This window comes from Streptomyces sp. NPDC060205 (assembly GCF_042728395.1).
Classification (GTDB): domain Bacteria; phylum Actinomycetota; class Actinomycetes; order Streptomycetales; family Streptomycetaceae; genus Streptomyces.
The window spans coordinates 1-19,972 of record NZ_JBHWZP010000171.1 but is presented as its reverse complement, the minus strand read 5'-3'; the positions used below and the strand labels follow the sequence as shown (position 1 = coordinate 19,972).

General features: G+C 71.2%; 18 protein-coding genes. 8 read left to right on the top strand and 10 right to left on the bottom strand.

What is annotated here, in order from left to right; genetic code table 11:
- The 3 genes from ACFWGJ_RS26740 to ACFWGJ_RS26730 all read right to left on the bottom strand — a co-directional run.
- The coding region (locus ACFWGJ_RS26740; RefSeq protein ID WP_387329248.1) for an ABC transporter substrate-binding protein at positions 1–1,326 on the bottom strand (1,326 nt) is incomplete at its 3' end.
- 83 nt (positions 1,327–1,409) lie between these two features.
- On the bottom strand, positions 1,410–2,366 hold the full coding sequence (locus ACFWGJ_RS26735; protein ID WP_387329251.1) for a carbohydrate ABC transporter permease: 957 nt from the start codon (positions 2,364–2,366) through the stop codon (positions 1,410–1,412).
- A gap of 15 nt (positions 2,367–2,381) precedes the next feature.
- Positions 2,382–3,308 (bottom strand): carbohydrate ABC transporter permease, encoded by a 927-nt coding sequence (locus ACFWGJ_RS26730; RefSeq protein ID WP_107017335.1) that lies wholly within the window; start codon positions 3,306–3,308, stop codon positions 2,382–2,384.
- Between the two features lie 196 nt (positions 3,309–3,504).
- Between ACFWGJ_RS26730 and ACFWGJ_RS26725 the strand changes: the two genes are divergently transcribed.
- Together ACFWGJ_RS26725 and ACFWGJ_RS26720 are read left to right on the top strand one after the other, a co-directional pair.
- Positions 3,505–4,584 (top strand): LacI family DNA-binding transcriptional regulator, encoded by a 1,080-nt coding sequence (locus ACFWGJ_RS26725; RefSeq protein WP_387329245.1) that lies wholly within the window; start codon positions 3,505–3,507, stop codon positions 4,582–4,584.
- Between the two features lie 255 nt (positions 4,585–4,839).
- Positions 4,840–5,634: an aminotransferase class IV gene (locus tag ACFWGJ_RS26720; RefSeq protein WP_387329243.1), complete on the top strand. Its 795-nt coding sequence runs from the start codon at positions 4,840–4,842 to the stop codon at positions 5,632–5,634.
- Positions 5,635–5,723: 89 nt separating this feature from the next.
- Here ACFWGJ_RS26720 and ACFWGJ_RS26715 read toward each other — a convergent pair whose 3' ends face one another.
- Positions 5,724–7,199: a hypothetical protein gene (locus ACFWGJ_RS26715; protein WP_387329242.1), complete on the bottom strand. Its 1,476-nt coding sequence runs from the start codon at positions 7,197–7,199 to the stop codon at positions 5,724–5,726.
- A gap of 196 nt (positions 7,200–7,395) precedes the next feature.
- On the opposite strand from ACFWGJ_RS26715, the gene ACFWGJ_RS26710 reads away from it, so the two are divergent.
- Positions 7,396–8,415 (top strand): ArsR family transcriptional regulator, encoded by a 1,020-nt coding sequence (locus tag ACFWGJ_RS26710; RefSeq protein ID WP_387329239.1) that lies wholly within the window; start codon positions 7,396–7,398, stop codon positions 8,413–8,415.
- A gap of 43 nt (positions 8,416–8,458) precedes the next feature.
- A complete protein-coding gene (locus ACFWGJ_RS26705) occupies positions 8,459–9,274 on the top strand; it encodes an SAM-dependent methyltransferase (RefSeq protein WP_387329236.1) in 816 nt (271 codons plus the stop codon).
- Between the two features lie 45 nt (positions 9,275–9,319).
- Here ACFWGJ_RS26705 and ACFWGJ_RS26700 read toward each other — a convergent pair whose 3' ends face one another.
- Genes ACFWGJ_RS26700 through ACFWGJ_RS26675 form a run of 6 tightly spaced genes read right to left on the bottom strand, consistent with a single transcriptional unit; the run spans position 9,320 to position 16,310 of the window.
- A complete protein-coding gene (locus ACFWGJ_RS26700) occupies positions 9,320–10,558 on the bottom strand; it encodes a VWA domain-containing protein (protein ID WP_387329233.1) in 1,239 nt (412 codons plus the stop codon).
- Between the two features lie 5 nt (positions 10,559–10,563).
- Complete coding sequence (locus ACFWGJ_RS26695) at positions 10,564–11,463, bottom strand: AAA family ATPase (RefSeq protein WP_387329231.1); 900 nt, start codon at positions 11,461–11,463, stop codon at positions 10,564–10,566.
- Positions 11,460–12,482 (bottom strand): XdhC family protein, encoded by a 1,023-nt coding sequence (locus tag ACFWGJ_RS26690; RefSeq protein WP_387329229.1) that lies wholly within the window; start codon positions 12,480–12,482, stop codon positions 11,460–11,462. The genes ACFWGJ_RS26695 and ACFWGJ_RS26690 overlap by 4 nt, the downstream gene beginning before the upstream one ends.
- Complete coding sequence (locus ACFWGJ_RS26685) at positions 12,479–14,896, bottom strand: aerobic carbon-monoxide dehydrogenase large subunit (RefSeq protein ID WP_387329226.1); 2,418 nt, start codon at positions 14,894–14,896, stop codon at positions 12,479–12,481. The genes ACFWGJ_RS26690 and ACFWGJ_RS26685 overlap by 4 nt, the downstream gene beginning before the upstream one ends.
- Positions 14,893–15,414, bottom strand: coding sequence for a (2Fe-2S)-binding protein (locus ACFWGJ_RS26680; RefSeq protein WP_387329223.1), 522 nt, complete (start codon positions 15,412–15,414; stop codon positions 14,893–14,895). Before ACFWGJ_RS26680 ends, ACFWGJ_RS26685 begins: the two co-directional genes overlap by 4 nt.
- Positions 15,415–15,419: 5 nt before the next feature.
- The gene (locus ACFWGJ_RS26675; RefSeq protein WP_387329220.1) at positions 15,420–16,310 is read right to left on the bottom strand and encodes an FAD binding domain-containing protein; all 891 of its coding nucleotides are present in this window, start codon (positions 16,308–16,310) and stop codon (positions 15,420–15,422) included.
- 171 nt (positions 16,311–16,481) lie between these two features.
- On the opposite strand from ACFWGJ_RS26675, the gene ACFWGJ_RS26670 reads away from it, so the two are divergent.
- From ACFWGJ_RS26670 to ACFWGJ_RS26655, 4 genes are all read left to right on the top strand, one after another.
- Positions 16,482–17,441, top strand: a complete 960-nt coding sequence (locus ACFWGJ_RS26670; protein WP_387329218.1) for a LysR family transcriptional regulator — start codon at positions 16,482–16,484, stop codon at positions 17,439–17,441.
- A 98-nt stretch (positions 17,442–17,539) separates the two neighbouring features.
- Positions 17,540–18,310: an SRPBCC family protein gene (locus ACFWGJ_RS26665; protein ID WP_387329216.1), complete on the top strand. Its 771-nt coding sequence runs from the start codon at positions 17,540–17,542 to the stop codon at positions 18,308–18,310.
- A 51-nt stretch (positions 18,311–18,361) separates the two neighbouring features.
- Entirely contained in the window at positions 18,362–18,895 is a 534-nt protein-coding gene (locus tag ACFWGJ_RS26660) for a GNAT family N-acetyltransferase (RefSeq protein ID WP_387329213.1), read from the top strand.
- 378 nt (positions 18,896–19,273) lie between these two features.
- The gene (locus ACFWGJ_RS26655) at positions 19,274–19,924 is read left to right on the top strand and encodes a DUF4360 domain-containing protein (protein WP_387329210.1); all 651 of its coding nucleotides are present in this window, start codon (positions 19,274–19,276) and stop codon (positions 19,922–19,924) included.
- Positions 19,925–19,972 lie beyond the last annotated feature (48 nt).

Sequence of the window (19,972 nt, the reverse complement as noted above, 5' to 3'; positions counted from 1 at the left end):
GCCCTGCTCCTTGCCGTACTTGACGGAGGCGTCCTGCCAGGACTTCAGGCCGTCGGTGAGCTTGGTGTTGCCGACGTAGGCCTTGCCGACCGTGTCGTTGAAGATCGAGTTGGCGTACTGCTGGAAGGGCAGGTACGACCAGTCGTCCGCGACGTTGGCGGCGGAGTCCGCGAAGATCTCGTTGGCCTTCTGGCCGCCGAAGTACTCGAACTCGGTGTTGAGGAACGAGTCCGCCTGGAGCTCCGCGTTGGTCGCCGGGAAGGCGCCCTCCTTGACGCGGCTCTGCACACCGGCGCCGGAGTTGGCGTACTCGACGAAGGCGTAGGCGAGTTCCTTGTTCTTGCCCAGCTCGGGCACGGTCAGCGAGCTGCCGCCGTTCTCCGCGCTCGCCTTGTCGCCCTTGGTCCAGGCAGGCATGGGCGCCGCGCGCCAGTCACCGGCGGCGTTCGGGACGCCGGTGACGAAGTTGGCGGGCATCCAGGCACCGCTGGGCAGGGTGGCGAGGGTGCCGTCGCCCAGGCCCTTGTACCAGTCGTCGGTCCAGCCGTTGATCGGCGCGACGAGCTTCTCGTCGATCAGCTTCTGCCAGATGTCCGTGTACTTCTTGGCGCCCGCGTCGTCGAAGTTCACCGACACCTTGGTGCCGTCGACCTTGTAGGGGCGCGAGCCGGCCTGCCACAGGAGGCTGGTGGTGAGACCCGCGTCGCCCGCGTCGTTGGCGATGTAGACCTTCGGGTCGGCCTTGTGCAGCTTGCGGGCCGCGTCGAGGTACTCGTCCCAGGTGGTCGGCACCGCGATCTTGAACTTGTCGAAGATCTTCTTGTTGTAGTAGAGCGCCATGGGTCCCGAGTCCATGGGCAGGCCCCAGACCTTGTCACTGCCCTGGGTCACGGCGTTCCACGGGCCGGCGGTGTACTTGGACTTCAGCTTGTCGGCGCCGTACGGGGCCAGGTCGCTGAGCCCCTTGGTGAGGGCGTACTGCCCCAGCGCGAAGTACTCGACCTGCGCGACGTCGGGAACACCCTTCTCGGCCGAGATGGCGTTCGACAGCGCGGTGTAGTGCTTGTCGCCCGACCGCTCGGCGACGAGGTTGATCTTGACCTTGGGGTACTTCTTCTGGAAGTCGGCGGCGACCGTCTTCAGCGTGGGCTCCCAGGCCCAGACCGTGACCGAGCCGCCCTTCTTGAGGGCCGCCTGGATGTCACCGGCGGAGACCGGCTTCGAGCCGGAGCTGTCGTCGTCGGAGCCACCGCAGGCGGTCGCGCCCAGGGCGAGGACGGAGAGGACGGCGAGGCCGCGCATCAGGCGGCTGGTCGTTCTGCGCATGGAGGTGCTTCCACTTCTTCGTGGGCGGGACAGGGTGAGGGTGGAAAAGCGGCTCTGGGGGGTGGTGGCCTGTGAGTGGTGCGTCATTCCTTGACGCTTCCGGCGGCGAGGCCGGACTGCCAGTACTTCTGCAGCAGCAGGAACGCGGCGATCAGCGGCACGATGGTGAGCAGCGAACCGGTGATCACCAGGTTGAAGATCACGTCTCCGCCGATCGTCTGCGCCTGGTTGTTCCAGGCGTCCAGACCCAGGGTCAGCGGGTACCAGTCCGGGTCCTTCAGCATGATCAGCGGCAGGAAGTAGTTGTTCCAGGTCGCGACCGTGGTGAAGAGCAGGACGGTCACGATGCCCGGAGCGAGCAGCGGCAGGGCGACCGTGAAGAAGGTGCGCGCCTCGCCCGCCCCGTCGATCCGCGCGGCCTCCAGCAGTTCGACGGGGATCGCCTCGGTGGCGAAGACCCACATCAGATACAGACCGAAGGGCGAGACCAGTGAGGGGATGATGACCGCCCACGGGGTGTCGGTCAGTCCCATCTTGCTGAACATCAGGAAGGTCGGCACCGCGAGCGCGGTGCCCGGCACGGCGACGGCACCGATGACCACGGCGAACACCTCGCGCTTGCCGGGGAAGTTGAACTTGGCCAGCGCGTACCCGCCGAGGATCGCCAGGAAGGTGGCGCCGCCCGCCCCGAGTCCGACGTACAGCAAGGTGTTCAGCAGCCAGCGGACGAAGATGCCGTCGTGGTACGTGAACGTGTCGTGGATGTTGGACCAGAGGGCGAAGTCGTCGGCGAACCACAGTCCGGACGAGTCGGCGAGCCCCTCCTGGGTCTTGGTCGCGCTGATCACCAGCCACAGCAGCGGAACCACGGTGTACACCAGGATCAGACCGGTCAGCACGGTCAGCAGGACGCTGCGCCTCGGGCGCCCCGCGGAGTGCTCACGGCGCTTGCGCAGCCGGGGCACGGCCTTGGTCGTACCGGTGGCCGCGGCGGATGCGGACGGGGAGGCGGAGGTGGCGGAACTGCTCGTGCCGCTCATGCTGCTCATTGCTGGTCACGCTCCCTTGCGCATGCCGCGAAGCTGCACGACGTAGGCGATGACCATGGTGATCAGCCCCATGATGATGGCGACCGCCGCGGAGTAGTTGTGCTGCTGGCCGTTGAAGGACAGCGAGTACGTGTAGAAGTTCGGGGTGAAGTCGGTCGTGATGGCGTTGCGGGCCAGCGGCCGCAGGATGCTCGGCTCGTTGAAGAGCTGGAAGCTGCCGATGATCGAGAAGATCGTCGCGATCACGAGGGCGCCGCGGATCGCGGGGAGCTTGATGGCGGTGATGACCCGGAACTGTCCGGCGCCGTCGATCTCCGCGGCCTCGTAGAGGGAGTTCGGGATGACCTTCAGCGCGGAGTAGAAGATCAGCATGTTGTAGCCGATGAACTCCCAGGTCACGATGTTGCCGATGGAGGCCAGCACCAGGTCGCTGGAGAGCGGGTCGGGCAGGGTGACACCGAACGCGCTGTTGATGTCACCGACCAGCCCGTACTTGGTGCCGTACATGAAGCCCCACATCAGGGTGGCGACCACGGCGGGCACGGCGTACGGCAGGAAGATCGTGATGCGGAAGAAGTCCGTGCCGTAGAGCCGGCCGCTGTCCAGCGCGAGGGCGATCAGCAGGCCGATGAAGAGCATGATCGGCACCTGGACGGCGAGGAAGAGCGAGACCCGGCCGAGCGAGTCCCAGAACCGTTCGTCCTGCAGCGCCTGCTGGTAGTTGTCGAAGCCGACGAACTGCGTGCCGCCGATCAACTGGTCCCGGAACAGGCTGAGATAGATCGAGTACGCGATCGGTGCCAGGAAGACGAGGGCGAACACGGCCACGAAGGGACCGATGAAACCCCACCCCGTCCAGGAACGGCGGTCACCCTGTGCCGGAGGCCGTGACTTGCGCGGCTTGGCGGCCGCCGGCGGTTGTAGCGTCGTCATGTCGTTCCTCGCTCGTCCCTCTCGCGAAAACCCGGCGTCCTGCGCCGATGATGTTTGCGTAAACACGAAGGCCCTCGAAGGCCCGTGGCCTGTTATGTTTACGTAAACATCTGATGGCGGCATGTCTACACTGCCCCGTTGACGGTGGTCAAGGGTCATTTGAGGAAACTACGGTTCTCAACGACGAGGGGGACGGGTGGACACAGCGGACAGCGCCTCGGCGAGCAGGCCGCAGGCCGCGGCGCGCACCAGGAAACGGGCTTCCCGCCGGACGGCGAGCGCCTCCATGGCGGACGTGGCCAGGCTGGCGGGCGTCTCCTCGCAGACCGTCTCGCGGGTCTCCAACGGTTACGCGGGCGTGAACGAGGAGACGCGCCGGCAGGTGCTGGAGGCCATGCGCGAGCTGGGCTACCGGCCCAACAGCGCCGCCCGTGCGCTCAAGCGTGGCGAGTTCCGCACCATAGGCGTGATCACCTTCGGCCTGTCGACCACCGGTAACGTCCGCACCCTTGAGGCCATCGCGACCTCCGCCGCGCACGAGGGCTACGCCGTGACGCTGCTGCCCGTCGCCGTGCCCACCCAGGACGAGGTGCGCGGCGCGTTCTCCCGGCTGGGGGAGCTGGCCGTCGACGCCGTCATCGTCATCCTGGAGGTCCACCTCCTCGACGCGGTGACCCTCTCTCTGCCGCCCCACATCAAGGTCGTGGTGGCCGACTCGGACGCGGGTGACCGGTACACCGTCGTCGACACCGACCAGGCGGGCGGCAGCCGGGACGCCGTGCGGTATCTGCTGGACCTCGGCCACGAGACGGTCTGGCACCTGGCGGGCCCCGAGGAGTCCTTCGCCGCCCAGCGCCGCGCCGACGCCTGGCGCGCCGAACTCACCGGCGCGGGCCGCGCCACGCCCCCGCTCGTACGGGGCGACTGGTCGGCCGAGTCCGGCTACCGGGCCGGCCTCGAACTGGCCGAACAGCCGGACTGCACCGCCGTGTTCGCCGCCAACGACCAGATGGCGCTGGGCCTGCTGCGGGCGCTGCACGAACGGGGCCGGTACGTGCCCGACGACGTCAGCGTCATCGGCTTCGACGACATCCCCGAGGCGGGCTCCTTCCTGCCACCCCTGACCACCGTCCACCAGGACTTCGCCGAGGTCGGACGCCGCTGCGTCGAGGGCGTACTGCGGCAGATGGGCCAGGACACCCCGGAACACGGCACGACACTGGTGCCGACACGACTCGTGGTACGGGACAGCGCGGGGGCGCCGCGGTTGCGGTAGCCCATACTCGGTGGCCGGTGGCCGGTGGCCGGTGGCCGGTGGCCGGTGGCCGGTGGCCGGTGGCCGGTGGCCGGTGGCCGGTGGCCGGTGGCCGGTGGCCGGTGCGGGGCCTGGCTGGAGCATGCTCCTCATGGCCCCGGACACGGCTCATCGGCGCGTGCCGGCCGGAAGCACTGATCATGCGGACGCGCCGGAGATGAATCCGGACGCGTCGGCGGACGTACTGACGGTTGTACTGAGAGGAGAGATTCTTTGATGACACAACCGGCAACCGCAGAAGGACTGTTGGCGTGGGTGCCCGGACGCGGGCTGATCGCGGGGCTCGCCGCCGACACACAGCTGCTGGTCGCGGACTCCTGGCTGCTCAGGGACGGACAGGTGCGCGGCCTCGACCGGCACCGGGAGCGGTTCCTGCGGGCCTGCGGCGACTGCGGAGGGCCCTCTCTCCCACAACTGACCGAGTTCTGGCGGGACATGACGGCGGCGCTGCCCCGCACGGGATCCTGGTTCCCGCGCGTCGAGCTGGTGGCCGGCTCCCTCCAGCTGAGACTGCTCCTGAGGCACGCCCCGCCGCTCGCCCCTGATGTGCGGGTGTGGGCGGCCGGCCAGCCCGATCCGCGTACCGTGCCCCGCCGCAAGGGGCCTGACCTGGACGTCCTGGCCCGGGTCCGGCAGCGGGCCGCCGGCCAGGGCGCGCAGGAGGCGGTGCTGATCGCCCCGTCCGGCGTGGTGCTGGAGGCGGCCACCTCCAGCGTCCTGTGGTGGGAGGACGACGTCCTGTGTCTGCCCCCGCCGCAGCTGCCGATCCTGTCCGGTGTCACCACGGGCCTCGTCCAGGAGCACGCCCTGCGCAGCGGGATCCAGCTGGCCCACCGCGAACGAACCCTGGACCAGCTGGCCGGCCGCGAGGTGTGGCTGGTGAACGCCCTGCACGGAATCCGTCCGGTGGCCGGCTGGGAGGGGCGGCCCATGGAGGCGGGCCCGGCTCCACGCGCGAAGCAGTGGCAGGAATGGCTTGACGGCCGTCTGGAACCGCTGCCGACCGACTGACCGATTGACCGACTGGCTGACCGGGCAACCCACCGAAAAAAGTGCGCGCCGGGCCGATGGAACGCGGCCCGGCACGCAGGACAGGTTGCTCAGGGAGCGATGCCCACACCGTCGATCCGGCTCCAGGCCTTCTCCTGGCCGGACGTCATGGCCGGCCACCGCAGCCCGCCCGGACGGGCGTTGACCTTCGAGGCGTACGAACCGGGCCGGAAGTCCGGGTCGTAGAAGCAGCCGGTGCCGTGGTCGGCATCGAAGGCGGGGCAGGTGGCCGCGACCGACTTCGGCGTCGGCTTCCGGCCGGTGCGCACCCAGGAGTCCAGCGCGGCGATCGAGTTGGCGTACTCGGAGTCGCTCAGCCCGCTGTGCTCGCTCTCCCGCGAGAACGTCTGCACGAGGTTCCGCTCCCGGCCGGCGCCACGCAGGCTGTCCCGGTACGCCGACTCGTGCTCGACGAACGCCGTCGGATCGTCGATCGCGTGGAGCGTGAGCACCGGGATGTCGACCTTGCCCGTCAGGTCACTGTCGTACGACAGGTCGCGTACGGCGGTGGGGTCGGCGGAGAAGCGTTCGACGCCCGCGTTGAGCGCCTTGTCGTCATGGGACCCGGAGTAGCGCACCCCCTGGTTGCCGAACGGATTGCGGCCGCCGAGCCGGTTGTGCACGATGTCGCGGAACGTGAAGGTCGCGAACCGCAGATGCGACTCCAGCGTGCGCTCGGGCACTCCCGTGACGCCGAGGATGTCGTCCAGGTTGCGCTGCTGCACGGCGGTCCGCTCCTGCGGCGCGGACTCGAAGCCCGTGCACTCCTGCAGCCGGGCGCCGAGCCCGGCGGACGTCATCGTCGAGCCCTCCCGCAGCCCCTCCCACAGCGGGTACTGGACCTCGGTGGGACGAGGATGGTTCCGGCAGTAGTACTGGTAGACCACGCGCAGATCCACGCGGTAGTCGTAGCCGCGCGACCCGCCGCCGAGGACACCGTTGGTCAGCAGCGCCCCGTCGTACGGACCGCGCCTGCCCGCGCCGTACGTCTCCACGACCTTCGCGGCGACATCGCCACCCCAGGACTGACCGTGCACATACGTCCGCTTCGGCTCGCCGAACTCCTCGACGAACAGCCGGCGCACCTTCTCCGTGTCGGCTGCCGCCATCCGGGTCCCGTACCCACCGCGGCGGTACGACGAGCCGGCCCACGCGTAGCCCTCGTCCACCATCACCGACCAGCGCTCCAGGTCACCCGTGCTGCGCTCCGGGTCGGACTCCGCGCCGAGGTCGGGCCCGCCGTGCGCGTGCACGACGAGGGACCTGTTCCAGTTCTTCGGGACGGCCATCGCGTAGTAGGCGCCGTCGGCGTCCCTGCCGGTGTAGCAGGTGGCCTTGCCCGCGAGGTTCGCCGGGCACTCCACGGCCGCTGGCGCGCTCGCGGCCGTGGCCGTCGTCGCGGAGGCCGGCCCGGAGAGCGTGCCGAGGAGGATTCCCGCGAGACCGGCGGCCACCGCCGCCCGGCGGCGCCGGAGAAAACCGGACCCGCCCCGCAGCTCCGACGTGTTCGGCCGCTTCCTGTCCATGACGTGCTCTCCCTCTCCTGGCGCACCGTTGCGCGACGGGGCCGATGCTAAGGAGAGGCGCGGCGAAAACCCATGGCTTGATCATTGCGTTCATTGAGTTCGTGATCGGACCGTGCACGACCGACACCCCGGGGCGCGCGGCGGCCGTGAGATCCTGCTTCCGCGCCAGGAGCTCCGTGACTCGGGGGGATCATCCGTGCTCCACATACATTTCTCCACGGCGGATCTGAGCCGGATCCGCATCGCCCAGGAGCCGGACCCGGCCTGGGAGATCCTGCTGAGCCTGCACGCCCTCGGCGGCCCGGCCGATCACGTGGTCTTCGGCCCGTGGAAGTCCGAGACGCTCAGCCGCCTCGACCCCTCGGCACGCATGCTGCTCGCGCTGGCGCCGCCCCTCGGCTACTCGCCCGACTTCCTCACCCCCGCCGGTGCCCCCGACGTGCGTTCCGTCGTCGACGCCGTGCTCAGCACCGGCCGCAGGCAGCTGCGGGCCGACCTCGCACAGTTCGCCGTCCGGCGCCGCACACCCTCCTGGACACGGCTGCTGGCGGAGGGCGACGCGGAGACCCTCGGCCGGCTCGGCAGCGCCCTGCACCGCTACCACGACCGGGTGCTCGCCCGCCGCTGGGACCGCATCCGTGCGGCGACCGAGGCCGAACGGGCCCTGCGCGCCCGCGACTTCCTGGACGGCGGAGCCGAGGGACTGCTCGGCGGTCTCGGCCCGTCGGCCCGCTGGGAGGCCCCCGTGCTGACGGTGGACTACCCGCTCGACCAGCAGCTCCGTCTGCGGGGCAGGGGACTGCGCCTGATTCCCTCGTACTTCTGCTGGCGAAGGCCCATCACCCTGCTGGACGAGGAGCTGACACCGGTCCTCGTCTATCCGGCCAACCGCGGCCTGCACCTGCTCACCGGACCCGAACGGCCGGGCCGGTCGGCGCTGGCCCGGCTGCTGGGACAGGACCGGGCGTCCGTGCTGGAGGAGATCGCCCTGTCCGGCGGAACGACCGGGGAAGACATCGCCCGCCGGCTCGGCATGTCGCCGGTGTCGGCGGGCGAACACACCGCCGTCCTGCGGAGCACCGGTCTGATCGCCACGCACCGGGGCGCCGACACCGCACGGCACACCCTGACCCCGCTGGGCCTGGCACTGATCGAGGGACACCTGCCGATCGACGGCCTGCCGTACGGGACAGGTCCGCCGGGCGCGCAGCACTGACATACTCCACGACCAACGGTGTGTGCCCTCAAGGAGGTTGCCGGTGACCCAGGACTCGTCCGCTCCCGACACAGCGGCGTTAGCGAAGATCGACTCGACGGTGCCGCATTCGGCCCGGATCTGGAACTACTGGCTCGGCGGCAAGGACAACTACCCCGTCGACCATGCGGCGGGAGACGCGTTCCGCGAGGTCTTCGGCGGCATCACCGACCTCGCCCGCGGCTCCCGGGCCTTCCTCGGCAGGGCCGTGCGCCACCTGGCCGGCGAGGCCGGGATCCGGCAGTTCCTCGACATCGGCACCGGCCTGCCGACGGTCGACAACACCCACGAGATCGCCCAGCGGGTGGCCCCCGAGGCGCGCGTCGTCTACGTGGACAACGACCCCTTGGTCCTCACCCACGCCCGGGTCCTGCTGACCAGCAGCCCCGAGGGGGCGACGGACTACGTCGACGCCGACCTGCACGACCCCGCGACCGTCCTGCGGGAAGCGTCGAGGACCCTCGACCTCGAACAGCCGGTCGCACTGACGCTGATGCAGGTCAGCGGACACATCACCGACTACGAGGAAGCACGCCGCATCGTCGCCGCGCTGATGGCGGCGCTCCCCTCCGGCAGCTACTTCGCCTTCAACGACAGCGTGGACACCAACAAGGCCAACGCGGACGCCACCCGTCTCTACAACGAGAGCGGCGCGGCACCATACCATCTGCGCAGTCCGCGGCAACTGGCCGGTTTCTTCGAGGGGCTGGAGCTGCTCGCCCCCGGTGTGGTCCCCATCGACGACTGGCGCCCCGACCCTGAGGCGGCCCCCTTCTCCGGCGAAGTGATCGCGCTCGGCGGCGTCGCACGCAAACCCTGAACCCGGGAAGTCCGGGGCGGACCGGTGGGACGGCGGCGGCGCGGCTCACCGTCGGCGGGCCCGCCGGCCCCCGTCGTCCGCGATCGCCTCGATCACCTCGGTGAGTGCCGTGAGGCTGTGTCCGCTCACGAACGCGTCGCAGTGCGGGAGGGCGGCGGCCATCCCGCCGGTGCGCGGGGTGTAACCGGGCGCCGCCCTGCGCGGGTTGACCCAGACGATCCGATGGGCGAGCCGCGCGAGACGGGACATCTCGCGCCCGACCGCACCGGGATCCTCTCCTTCCCACCCGTCGGAGAAGATCACCACCACCGCCCCGCGCGCCATGCCCCGGCGGCCGTACCGGTTGGTGAACTCGGCCAGCGCATGACCGATCCGGGTGCCGCCCGACCAGTCGGACGCCGCGCCACCCACCCGGTGCAGCGCCGCGTCCACACCGGCCGGACCGGTGTCCCGCAGCACCGGTGTGAGCCGGGTGAGGCGGGTCGCGAAGACGAACGCCTCCGCCGCGCCACAGGCCGCGGCACGCGGAAAGAGCCGCAGGTAGGCGCGGGTGTACGGTTCCATCGAGCGGGAGACGTCGCACAGCAGCACCAGCCGTCGCCGCCGCAGCCGGTCACGGCTGCGTGCCAGGGACAGCACCTCGCCCCCCGTGCGCTGTCCGGCGCGCAGGGTGCGGCGCAGATCGATGCGGCGCCCCCGCCCGCCGGTCTCCTGGCGGCGTCCGCGGCGCAACGGCGTCCGCAGCGCCAACAGGGCGAGCAGCCGCTCCGCCTCGGCCAGTTCACCGGCGTCGAGAGCGGCGAAGTCCTTGTGCCCGAGGACCTCGGCCGCACTGCCCACGGAGGGCAGCGCCTCGGTCCGCCGGTCCCGGCCCGCTCTCCGGCCGCGGTCGCGGTCCTGCACCACGAGGGCGCCGCCCGGCAGAGGCGCGGCGACGGCGTCCGGAGCGGCCCCGGGCGGCACCGCGGCCCGCCCGCCCACGGGCTCCGGCTCGACCCTCGCCTCCGGCCGCCCCCGGTCCTGGCGCACGGACAGCGACACCGACCGCGGAAGGCCACCGAAGACGGTGCCGAAGACCCGGTCGAACGCACCGATCTGCTCGCGCCCCGTCACGAAGGCCAGCCGCGCCGCCCAGTACAGCGCCGCCCGGTCCACCGGCGGCAGCAGACGCAGCGCCTGCAGGAACCGCACCGACCGCTCCGGTGTCACCGCCACCCCGGCCCGGCGCAGTTCCGCGCTCAGCCGGACGCCGAACTCGGCCCGGTCGAAGGGCGGAACGTCCACCGCTGTCACGCCCGAGGGCCCGCGACCAGCCAGTCCGCCCCGCGTTCGCGCACCGACTCCTGGTCCTCCCGGTACTTGAGCAGCGAGCCGAGGGTGCTCCCGGCGGCCCGCGCGTCCAGGACGTCCACACCGAGCAGCCTCAGCGCGGAGATCCAGTCGATGGTCTCGGCGATCCCCGGCGCCTTCTGCAGCTCCAGCGCCCGCAGCCGCCGTACGGCCGCCGCCACCGCGACCGCCAGCTCGCGGGACGTGCCGGGCACCCGGCGGCGCACGATCTCGATGAGCCGCTCGGTCGGCGGATAGTCGATCCAGTGGTACAGACACCGGCGTTTGAGCGCGTCATGCAGGTCACGCGTGCGGTTGGAGGTGAGCAGCACGACGGGCGGCACCTTGGCCCGTACGGTGCCCAGCTCCGGAATGGTGACGGCGGCCTCGGCGAGCACCTCCAGCAGGAACGCCTCGAAGTCGTCGTCGGCGCGGTCGATCTCGTCGATGAGCAGGACGGCGGGCGCCGGGCCGGGATGGCTGAGCGCGGCGAGCACGGGCCGGCGCAGCAGATACGCCTCGCTGAACAGGTCGTCCTCGCCGATCTGTTCGTGCCGTGCCTCGGCGAGCCGGATGCCGAGCAACTGGCGGGGATGGTTCCACTCGTACAGCGCCTCGGCCGCGTCCAGGCCGTCGTAGCACTGCAGCCGGATCAGCGGGCTGCCCAGGATCGCCGCCACCGACTTCGCCGCCTCGGTCTTGCCGACGCCCGCCTCGCCTTCGAGCAGCAGCGGCTGGGGGAGGCGCAGCGCCAGGAAGAGGGCGGTGACCAGGCCGTCGTCGGCGAGATAGCCCAGCGCGTCCAGGGCGGTGCGCAGACTCCCGACAGCGGGGAGGGCGCGCTCGACGTACTCGCTCACGAAGCCCCGGCCTCCGTCTGCGCCGCCGCCCGCGCCGTCGCGTACCGGGCGGGGTCCTTCTCGTACGCCTCCCGGCAGGAGGGACAGCAGAACCACTGCCGGCCCGCGCCGCCCGCGTCCGAGTACGGGGTGGTGCCCGCCGAACCGGCGACCTCCATCCCGCAGACCGGATCGGTGGCCGTCACCGTCACCGGGGCGCCCACCCGGACCTCTTCCGCCGCGGCCGTCGGCGAGCGCACCGCCTGGATCACCTCCGCCAGGATCGACACCGCGATCTCGCCCGGTGTACGGGCCCCGATCCACAGGCCCGCCGGAGTGCGGACGCGGGCCCGCTGCTCCTCGTCCAGCTCGTGGGCGAGCCCGGCCAGGACCGCCGCCCCGCGCCGGGGACTGGCCACCAGACCCACGTACGGCACCCCGGCCCGTACCGCCGACAGCAGGGCCCGTTCCTCGTCGCGGCCGTGCGAGGCGATCACCACGGCGTGGGGCCCGGCCGGTGCCCCGGCGCCCGGGGTGCCGAGCGCGTCGGCACCGGACACCGACGAGATCGCGTAGCCGAGCGCCGGTCCGAAGTCGAGCAGGGACCGTGCGATGGGGGAGTCGCCGAACACCAGCACGCGGGGCGCGGGCCGCAGCGGTTCGAGGAAGATCTCCAGTTCACCGCCGGACAGACACGGATTGCGGACACTGACCGCGCCCTCCTCGACGACCGGTTCCCCGGTGCCGTCGGCCGTCTCCTCGGGCGAGATGCGCAGCAGCAGGGACTCGCCGTCGCGCAGGGTCCGCAAGGCCTGGACCCGTACCGTGGCCTCCGCGCAGACCCCGCCGACGAAACCCTCGATCCTGCCGTCGGCGAGGACCAGCGCGGTGTCGCCGGGGCGGGCGCTCGCGGGGCGGCGGGCGCGCACGACGGTGGCCTTCACGAACGGCACCCGCCGGCCCGTCAGTTCGGCCATGCGTGCTTCGAGCGGCCCGGCCCGCGGCGGCGCGACGGGCACGACGGGGACGACGCGGCTCATTGCGGTGCCTCCACCTCGCCGCCCTGCAGCGCCTGCCACACCCGGCTCGGGGTCAGCGGCATGTCGGCATGGCGTACACCGATGGCGTCGAGGACCGCGTTGACGACGGCCGGCGGTGAACCGACGGTCGCGGACTCGCCGATGCCCTTCGCCCCGAACGGATGGTGCGGCGACGGCGTCACGGTGTGGTCCAGCTCCCAGGCGGGCACCTCCAGCGCGGTCGGCAGCAGATAGTCCATGAAGGACCCGGACAAACAGTTGCCGTCCTCGTCGAAACCGATGATCTCCATCAGCGCCATGCCGATGCCGTCGGCGAGACCTCCGTGCACCTGGCCTTCGATGATCATCGGGTTGATACGGGTCCCGCAGTCGTCCACCGCCACGAACCGCCGCACCTTCACCGAGCCCGTGCCGGGATCGACGTCGACCACGCAGACGTACGCGCCGAACGGGTACGTCATCTCGGGCGGGTTGTAGACGGTCGTCGCCTCCAGATGGCCCTCGACGCCGTCCGGCAGCTCCAGCGAACCGTGCGCGGCGAGCGCGATCTCCTGGATGGTCCTGGTCATCGAGGGATCGCCCTTGACCGACCAGCGGCCCTTCGTCCAGGAGAGATCGTCGGGGGCGACCTCCAGCATGGCGCCCGCGACGATCCGCGCCTTGTCCCGCACCTTGCGCGCCACCACGGCCGCCGCGGCCCCCGACACCGGCGTGGAGCGGCTGCCGTACGTGCCCAGGCCGAAGGGCGTCCGGTCGGTGTCGCCGTGCACGACGTCGATGTCCTCGGGCGGGATGCCCAGCTCCTCCGCGACGATCTGCGCGAACGTCGTCTCGTGGCCCTGCCCTTGCGTCTGCACGCTCAGCCGGACGACCGCCTTGCCCGTCGGATGGACGCGCAGTTCGCAGCCGTCCGCCATGCCGAGACCGAGGATGTCCATGTGCTTGCGGGGCCCGGCGCCGACCGTCTCGGTGAAGAACGCGAGCCCGACGCCCATGAGTTCGCCCCGCGCCCGCTTCTCGCTCTGCTCCTTGCGCAGCTCCTCGTACCCCGCGAGATCCATGGCCTTGCGCAGACAGGCGGGGTAGTCACCGGAGTCGTACGTCCAGCCGGTCTTGTTCTCGTACGGGAACTGCTCCGGCCGCAGCAGATTGCGCATCCTCAACTCGGCCGGATCCGCGCCCAGTTCGTCGGCGAGGCAGTCCACCAGGCGCTCGATGAGATAGACCGCCTCGGTGACCCGGAACGAGCAGGCGTACGCGACCCCGCCGGGCGCCTTGTTCGTGTAGACGCCCGTGACCCGGCAGTGCGCGGCCTCGATGTCGTACGAGCCGGTGAAGATGTGGAAGAAGCCCGCCGGGTACTTGGTGGGCTGCGCCGTGGAGTTGAAGGCGCCGTGGTCGGCGAGGACCTTGACCCGGACCCCCAGGATCCTCCCCTCGCGCGTCGCCGCGATCTCGCCGGCCATGTGGTAGTCGCGGGCGAAGGACGTGCTCATCAGGTTCTCGGAGCGGTCCTCCATCCACTTCACGGGCCGCCCGGTGACGATCGATCCCACGATCGCGCAGACGTACCCCGGATAGATGCCGACCTTGTTGCCGAAACCGCCGCCGATGTCGGGGGCCACCACCCGGATCTTGTGCTCGGGGATCCCGGCCACCATCGCGTACAGCGTGCGGTGGGCGTGCGGGGCCTGGGAGGTGGAGTAGAGCGTGAGCTTGCCGTCGACCGGATCCATCGAGGCGACCGCCCCGCAGGTCTCCAGCGGCGCGGGGTGGACCCGCGGATAGAGCATGGTCTGCTCCACGACGACGTCGGCCCGCGCGAACACCTCCTCGGTGGCCGCGCTGTCGCCCGCCTCCCAGTCGAAGACGTGGTTGTCCGTACGCCCCTCCAGGTCGTCCCGGATGACGGGAGCCTCGGGCGCGAGGGCGTGCCGGGCGTTGACGACCGGGTCCAGCGGCTCGTACTCGACGTCGATCAGCTCGATCGCGTCACGCGCCGCGTAGTGGTCCTCGGCGACGACGAACGCGACCTCCTGGCCCTGGAAGCGGACCTTGTCGGTGGCGAGCACGGCCTGGGTGTCCATCGACAGGGTCGGCATCCAGGCCAGGCCCAGACCGGCCAGGGTCTCACCGGTGATGACCGCTGTGACCTTGGGGTGCGCCTCGGCGGCGGACGTGTCCACGGAGAGGATGCGGGCGTGCGCGAACGGGCTGCGCAGGACCGCGCCGTGCAGCATGCCGGGCAGCTGGATGTCGTCGACATAACGGCCCCTGCCGCGGACGAAGCGGGGGTCCTCCTTGCGCTTCATCCGGCCGAAGCCGATGGGCCGCTCGGGCGCCTGGCCGTGTTCCTGACCCTGCTCCTGTTCCTGCTCCCGCGGTGTCGCCGGGGGTTCGTCGACGGCGGTCATGCCTGGCTCCCCGTTGCTGTTGCTGTTGGTGTGGTCGTGGCTTCCGGGGCGGTGGCGGTGGCCTGTTCCCGGGCCGCCCACCGGATGGACCTGACGATGTTCAGATAGCCGGTGCACCGGCACAGCTGGCCGGAGATGGCCTCCCGGATCTCCTGGTCGGACGGGTCCGGATTGCGGTCCAGGAGCGCCCGGCCGGTCAGCATCATGCCCGGCGTGCAGAACCCGCACTGCAGACCGTGCTGCTCGATGAACCCCTGCTGCACGGGGTCCAGCCGGTCGCCGTCCGCCAGATCCTCGACCGTACGGATCTCATGGCCGGCCGCCATCACCGCGAGCACCGTGCAGCTCTTCACGGGCTCGCCGTCCATCAGCACCACACAGGTGCCGCAGTTGCTGGTGTCGCACCCCCAGTGCGTGCCCGTCAGCTCCAGGTCGTCGCGGAGGAAGCGCACGAGCAGATGGCGGGGTTCGACCTCCCGGGTCCGGTCCTCACCGTTGACGTTGACGGTGATCCGCATACGTCTCACGCCTCCCCTGTGGTGCCCTGGGCGGTCCGTGCCCTTGCGACGGACCGCCGCAGGGCCCGCCTGGTGAGTTCGCCGGCCAGATGCCGCTTGTACTCGGCGCTGCCCCGGCCGTCGGTGACCGGCGAACAGTTCACGGAGGCCAGCCGGCCCGCCTCCTCGTACAGCGCCTCGGACGGTTCGCCGCCGTTCAGCAGCTCCTGCACCGCGTCGAGGTTCAGGGCGCCCGCGCCCACCGCCGCAAGACCCACGCCCGCGTCGGCGATCCGCCCCTCGCGCAGGGTCAGCGCGACCCCGGCGGCGGCGACGGCCCAGTCGCCCGACTTGCGCTCGACCTTCTCGTACGCGCTGCCCGCCCCCGGCAGGACCGGGATCCGCACCTGGACCAGCATCTCGCCGACGCCCACCGCGGTCTCGTACGGGCCCTGGTGGAAGTCGGCCATGGGCACGACCCGTTCGCCGCCCTCCCCGCGGATCACCACCCGCGCGTGCAGCGCCCCGCACACCGCGGACAGGTCCTCCGAGGGATCCGCCTGGCACAGGGAGCCGCCGATCGTGCCCCGGTTGCGGACCGGCGGGTCGGCGATCACCTTCTCCGCGTCGTGGACGATGGGGAAGCACCGGCCGACCAGCGGTGACTCCAGGAGGGTGCGGTGCCGGGTCAGCGCGCCGATCCGCAACTCGTCACCGACCTGTTCGATGTGGTCGAGTTCGTGCAGGTCGTTGATGTCGACGAGCAGTTCGGGTCCGGCGAGGCGCAGCTTCATCATGGGCAGCAGACTGTGTCCGCCGGCCACGACCCGCGCCTCCTCGCCGTAGCGCCGCAGCAGCTCCAGCGCCTCGGCCACGCTCGTCGCACGCCGGTAGTCGAACGAAGCGGGTACCTGCACGGCACGCTCCCTCCCCTTGAGGACCGGGCCGGTGCCCCGCGGGTCCGGCGGTCGGTCCGGGGGAACCATCGCGCGGTCGTACGGGCCGGTCAACGGCGACTCAAGCGAATGCTTAAGTCGGCCGGCGACGGAACGGGTCCTACCGGCCGAACAGCCGCTGTAATGGCGGACATGACGCTGACTCAGCTGCGCGCATTCGTCACGGTGGCCCGACTGGGTTCCGTGAAAGGCGCGGCCCAGTCGCTCGGAGTCACCGAGGCCGCCGTCTCCGGAGCGGTCGCCGTCCTCCGGCGCGAACTGGGCGATGTGCTCTTCATCCGGGCCGCCGGCGGGATCAGCCTCACCCCGGGCGGCAGCAGGCTGGCCGCGGGTGCCGCCGAGATCGTCGGTCTCGCCGAGGAGACCCGGCACCGGGTCCGCCAGGCGAGTTCCGGCACCGCCCATCTGCGGGTGGCGTCCACCGAGGCCGGTGCCGAGCAGGTACTGCCCGCGCTGCTGACGTCCTTCGGGCGCCGGCAGCCCGACCTGGACGTGGAGACGCTAGCCGTGCCCGTGGCGGTCTTCGGCGACCTGCTCCGCGACCGGCGCGCCGACGTCACGATCGGGCCTGCGCCGCATCAGGCCCCGGGCGTCGAGTCGATACCGTTCCTGCGCTTCCAGCTGGCCGTCGTCGCCGCCCCGGACCATCCGCTGAGACACCGGCAACGGCTCGGCCCGGCCCAACTGGCCCACGAGCCCTGGCTGCTGGGCCCGGCCGGGCTCGACCCGGACACGCTGTCCGGCGCCTTCCTCGCCCACATCGGAGTCGAGGCGACCGGCGCGAAGGCCTTCCCCAGCGTCACGGCCTCGCTCAACGCGGTGGCGGCCGGAGCCGGACTGTCGGTCGCCTTCCTGCATGTCGTACGCGACGACCTGCGGCGCGGGTCGCTGGTCCGGCTCGACGTCACGGGCGCCCGGCTGAGCGGCATGCTGTACGCGAGCGCGCTCACCGGTGAACGCCGCTCGACGACGGCCGCCGCGCTCTGCCGCTTCGTGACGACACCGGCCGCGACACAGGCGGTGCTGACGCGGTCCAACGGGGTGCCCATGAACGAGTTCCGTCCGCCGGTCCACGTCACGATCTGGAGCTGACGTCCGCCGTGCCCGCCGGCCGGGGCCACCCGGCGTCTTAAGCAAAGGCTGAAGAGCGCGTTGACGGTCGGGCGGGCCGCGCCCATCGTGTGTCCGTCATGGACTTCACCAACGAGTTCCGAGTGAACCTGCCGCCCGACGAGGCCTGGGACCTGCTGACCGACGTGGAGCGGATCGCTCCCTGTATGCCGGGCGCCCAGCTCACCGGCGTGGACGGCGACGCGTACAACGGGGTCGTGAAGGTCAAGGTCGGACCCATGACCGTCCAGTACAAGGGGGTCGTCTCCTTCGAGGAGAAGGACGAGGCGGGGCGTACGGCGGTGCTGCACGCGCGCGGCCGTGACACCCGGGGGCAGGGCAACGCCGACGCCCGCGTCACCGCCCGCCTGGTCCCGGACGGCGCCGGGACGCGGGTCACGGTGGACACCCGCCTCACGATCACGGGCCGGGTCGCGCAGTTCGGCAAAGGGATGATCGAGGAGATCAGCGGACGGCTGCTGGCCCAGTTCGTCGACAACCTGGAGGGGCAGCTGGCGGCGGAGAGGCGCCGGGAGCGGCCCGAGGCAGGCCCAGGCGAATCCCCGGCACAGGCACAGGCGCCGTCGCCTGTGGCCGCGCCCGGACCGGCCACGGTGGGGGCGGACACCGGCCCGGCCCCCGGCGCGGAGGCCGCGGTACCGGCCGCTGCCGCCCCCGACGCCACCGTGGCGAACGGGGTCCGCCCTGCGTCCCCGCCGCCCGCCCCCGCGGCGGTGCAGCCCCTGAACCTGATGAGCGTGGCCCGGGGCGCGGTCCTGAAACGAGCCCTCCCGGCCGTACTGCTGCTGGCCGCGATCGTCATCGCCCTGATCATCTGGCTCACGCGGTAGAACCGCGGGTGCGGATTTCGCGCTCAGCCCGTGTGTCGACAGGATGGGGGCATGAACGACATCCGTACCCCCCGCCTGCTGCTGCGCCGCTGGCGGGACGACGACCTCGTGCCCCTGTCCGAGATCCACGCCGACCCCACGGTGATGCAGTGGATCGGCGACGGCCGGCCGCGGTCCCTGGAGGAGACCGCGGAGGACATCGAGGCGTGGGAGGAGGAGTGGGACGACGAGGGGTTCGGGGTGTTCGCCGTCGAACTCCTCGGCTCGGGCGAACTCGCCGGAGCCGTCGGCCTGTACGTCGCCGACTCCCCGCCCGAGATCGCGGACCGGATCGCCCTCACCTGGCGGCTCGGGCGGGTCTACTGGGGGCAGGGGTACGCCTCCGAGGCCGCCCACGCCGCGCTTGAGTTCGCCCTCCAGGACCGTGGCATCGACCGGGTCGTGGCCGCGCCCCGCCCGGGCGACAGCGCCTCCGCGAACGTACTGGAGAAGCTCGGCATGACGATGGAGGGTGCAGTGCAGGACCCGGTCCACGGACACGACCTCCGGCTGTACACGATCGACCTGACGGAGTACGAGGGCTGACCGGTCCGATGCGCCGACGGCCGTCGGCGGACCTGCCGACGGCCGGTCCTGTCGACGGCCGGGCACAAATGGCCGGAGTTCGCCCTGGCCCGTCCCGGTCGGGCTACGTACGATGCGATCGCTCCCGGCCTTCACAGCGCCTTCATTGAACCTTCACAGGGTCGGGTCCCGGTGCGCCTCCGAGTGACGGACGTGTAGTTGATTGATTGACATGTCCATGTCCACCCATGCGCGCTGTCGTTCCACCGCTTTCCGCCTGACCGCCTGATCCCAAGCACCTGGTCCGCGACGGCCCCCGTACGTGGAGGCCGCACCCCCCATTTCGCGGCGGGGCACGCTCCCCGCCGCCGGAACACCGACGCAACGGATGGGAGCACCATGACCGGTGGACTGCTGCTGAGCGGCGCTGTCGCCGCTCTGTTCGCCACCGCACTGCCCGCGCACAACCCGTCGAGCGTGATCGTCGACCCGCCCCCGGACAAGATCGTCATCAACGTCGCCACCGTGAACGGCTCCGGCTGTCCCCAGGGCACCGCCGCCGTCGCCGTGTCCCCGGACAACACCGCCTTCACGGTCACCTACAGCGACTACCTCGCCCAGGTCGGAGGCAACTCCGATCCCACCGCGTTCCGCAAGAACTGCCAGCTCAACCTGGTAGTCGCCGTGCCGGGAGGATTCACGTACGCCATCGCCAGCGCGGACTACCGCGGCTTCGCCTCGCTCAAGGCGGGGGCGACCAGCACCGAGAAGGCCTCGTACTACTTCCAGGGCTCGTCGAACACGGCCTCCATCACACACCCCTTCAAAGGCCCCTACGACGACAACTGGCAGGCCACGGACACCACGGAATGGGCCCAACTGGTCTGGGCGCCCTGCGGTGTCCAGCGGAACTTCAACATCAACACCGAGATCCGCGTCAGCGCGGGCACATCGGCTCCCAGCAGCACCAGCTTCATGACCATGGACTCCACGGACGGTGAACTCAGCACCATCTACCACCTGGCCTGGAAGGAGTGCCCCGCCTCCTGAGAGCCTGAAGAGCCCGCACCCGGGCCCCTCGGCCGGCTCCTCCGCACC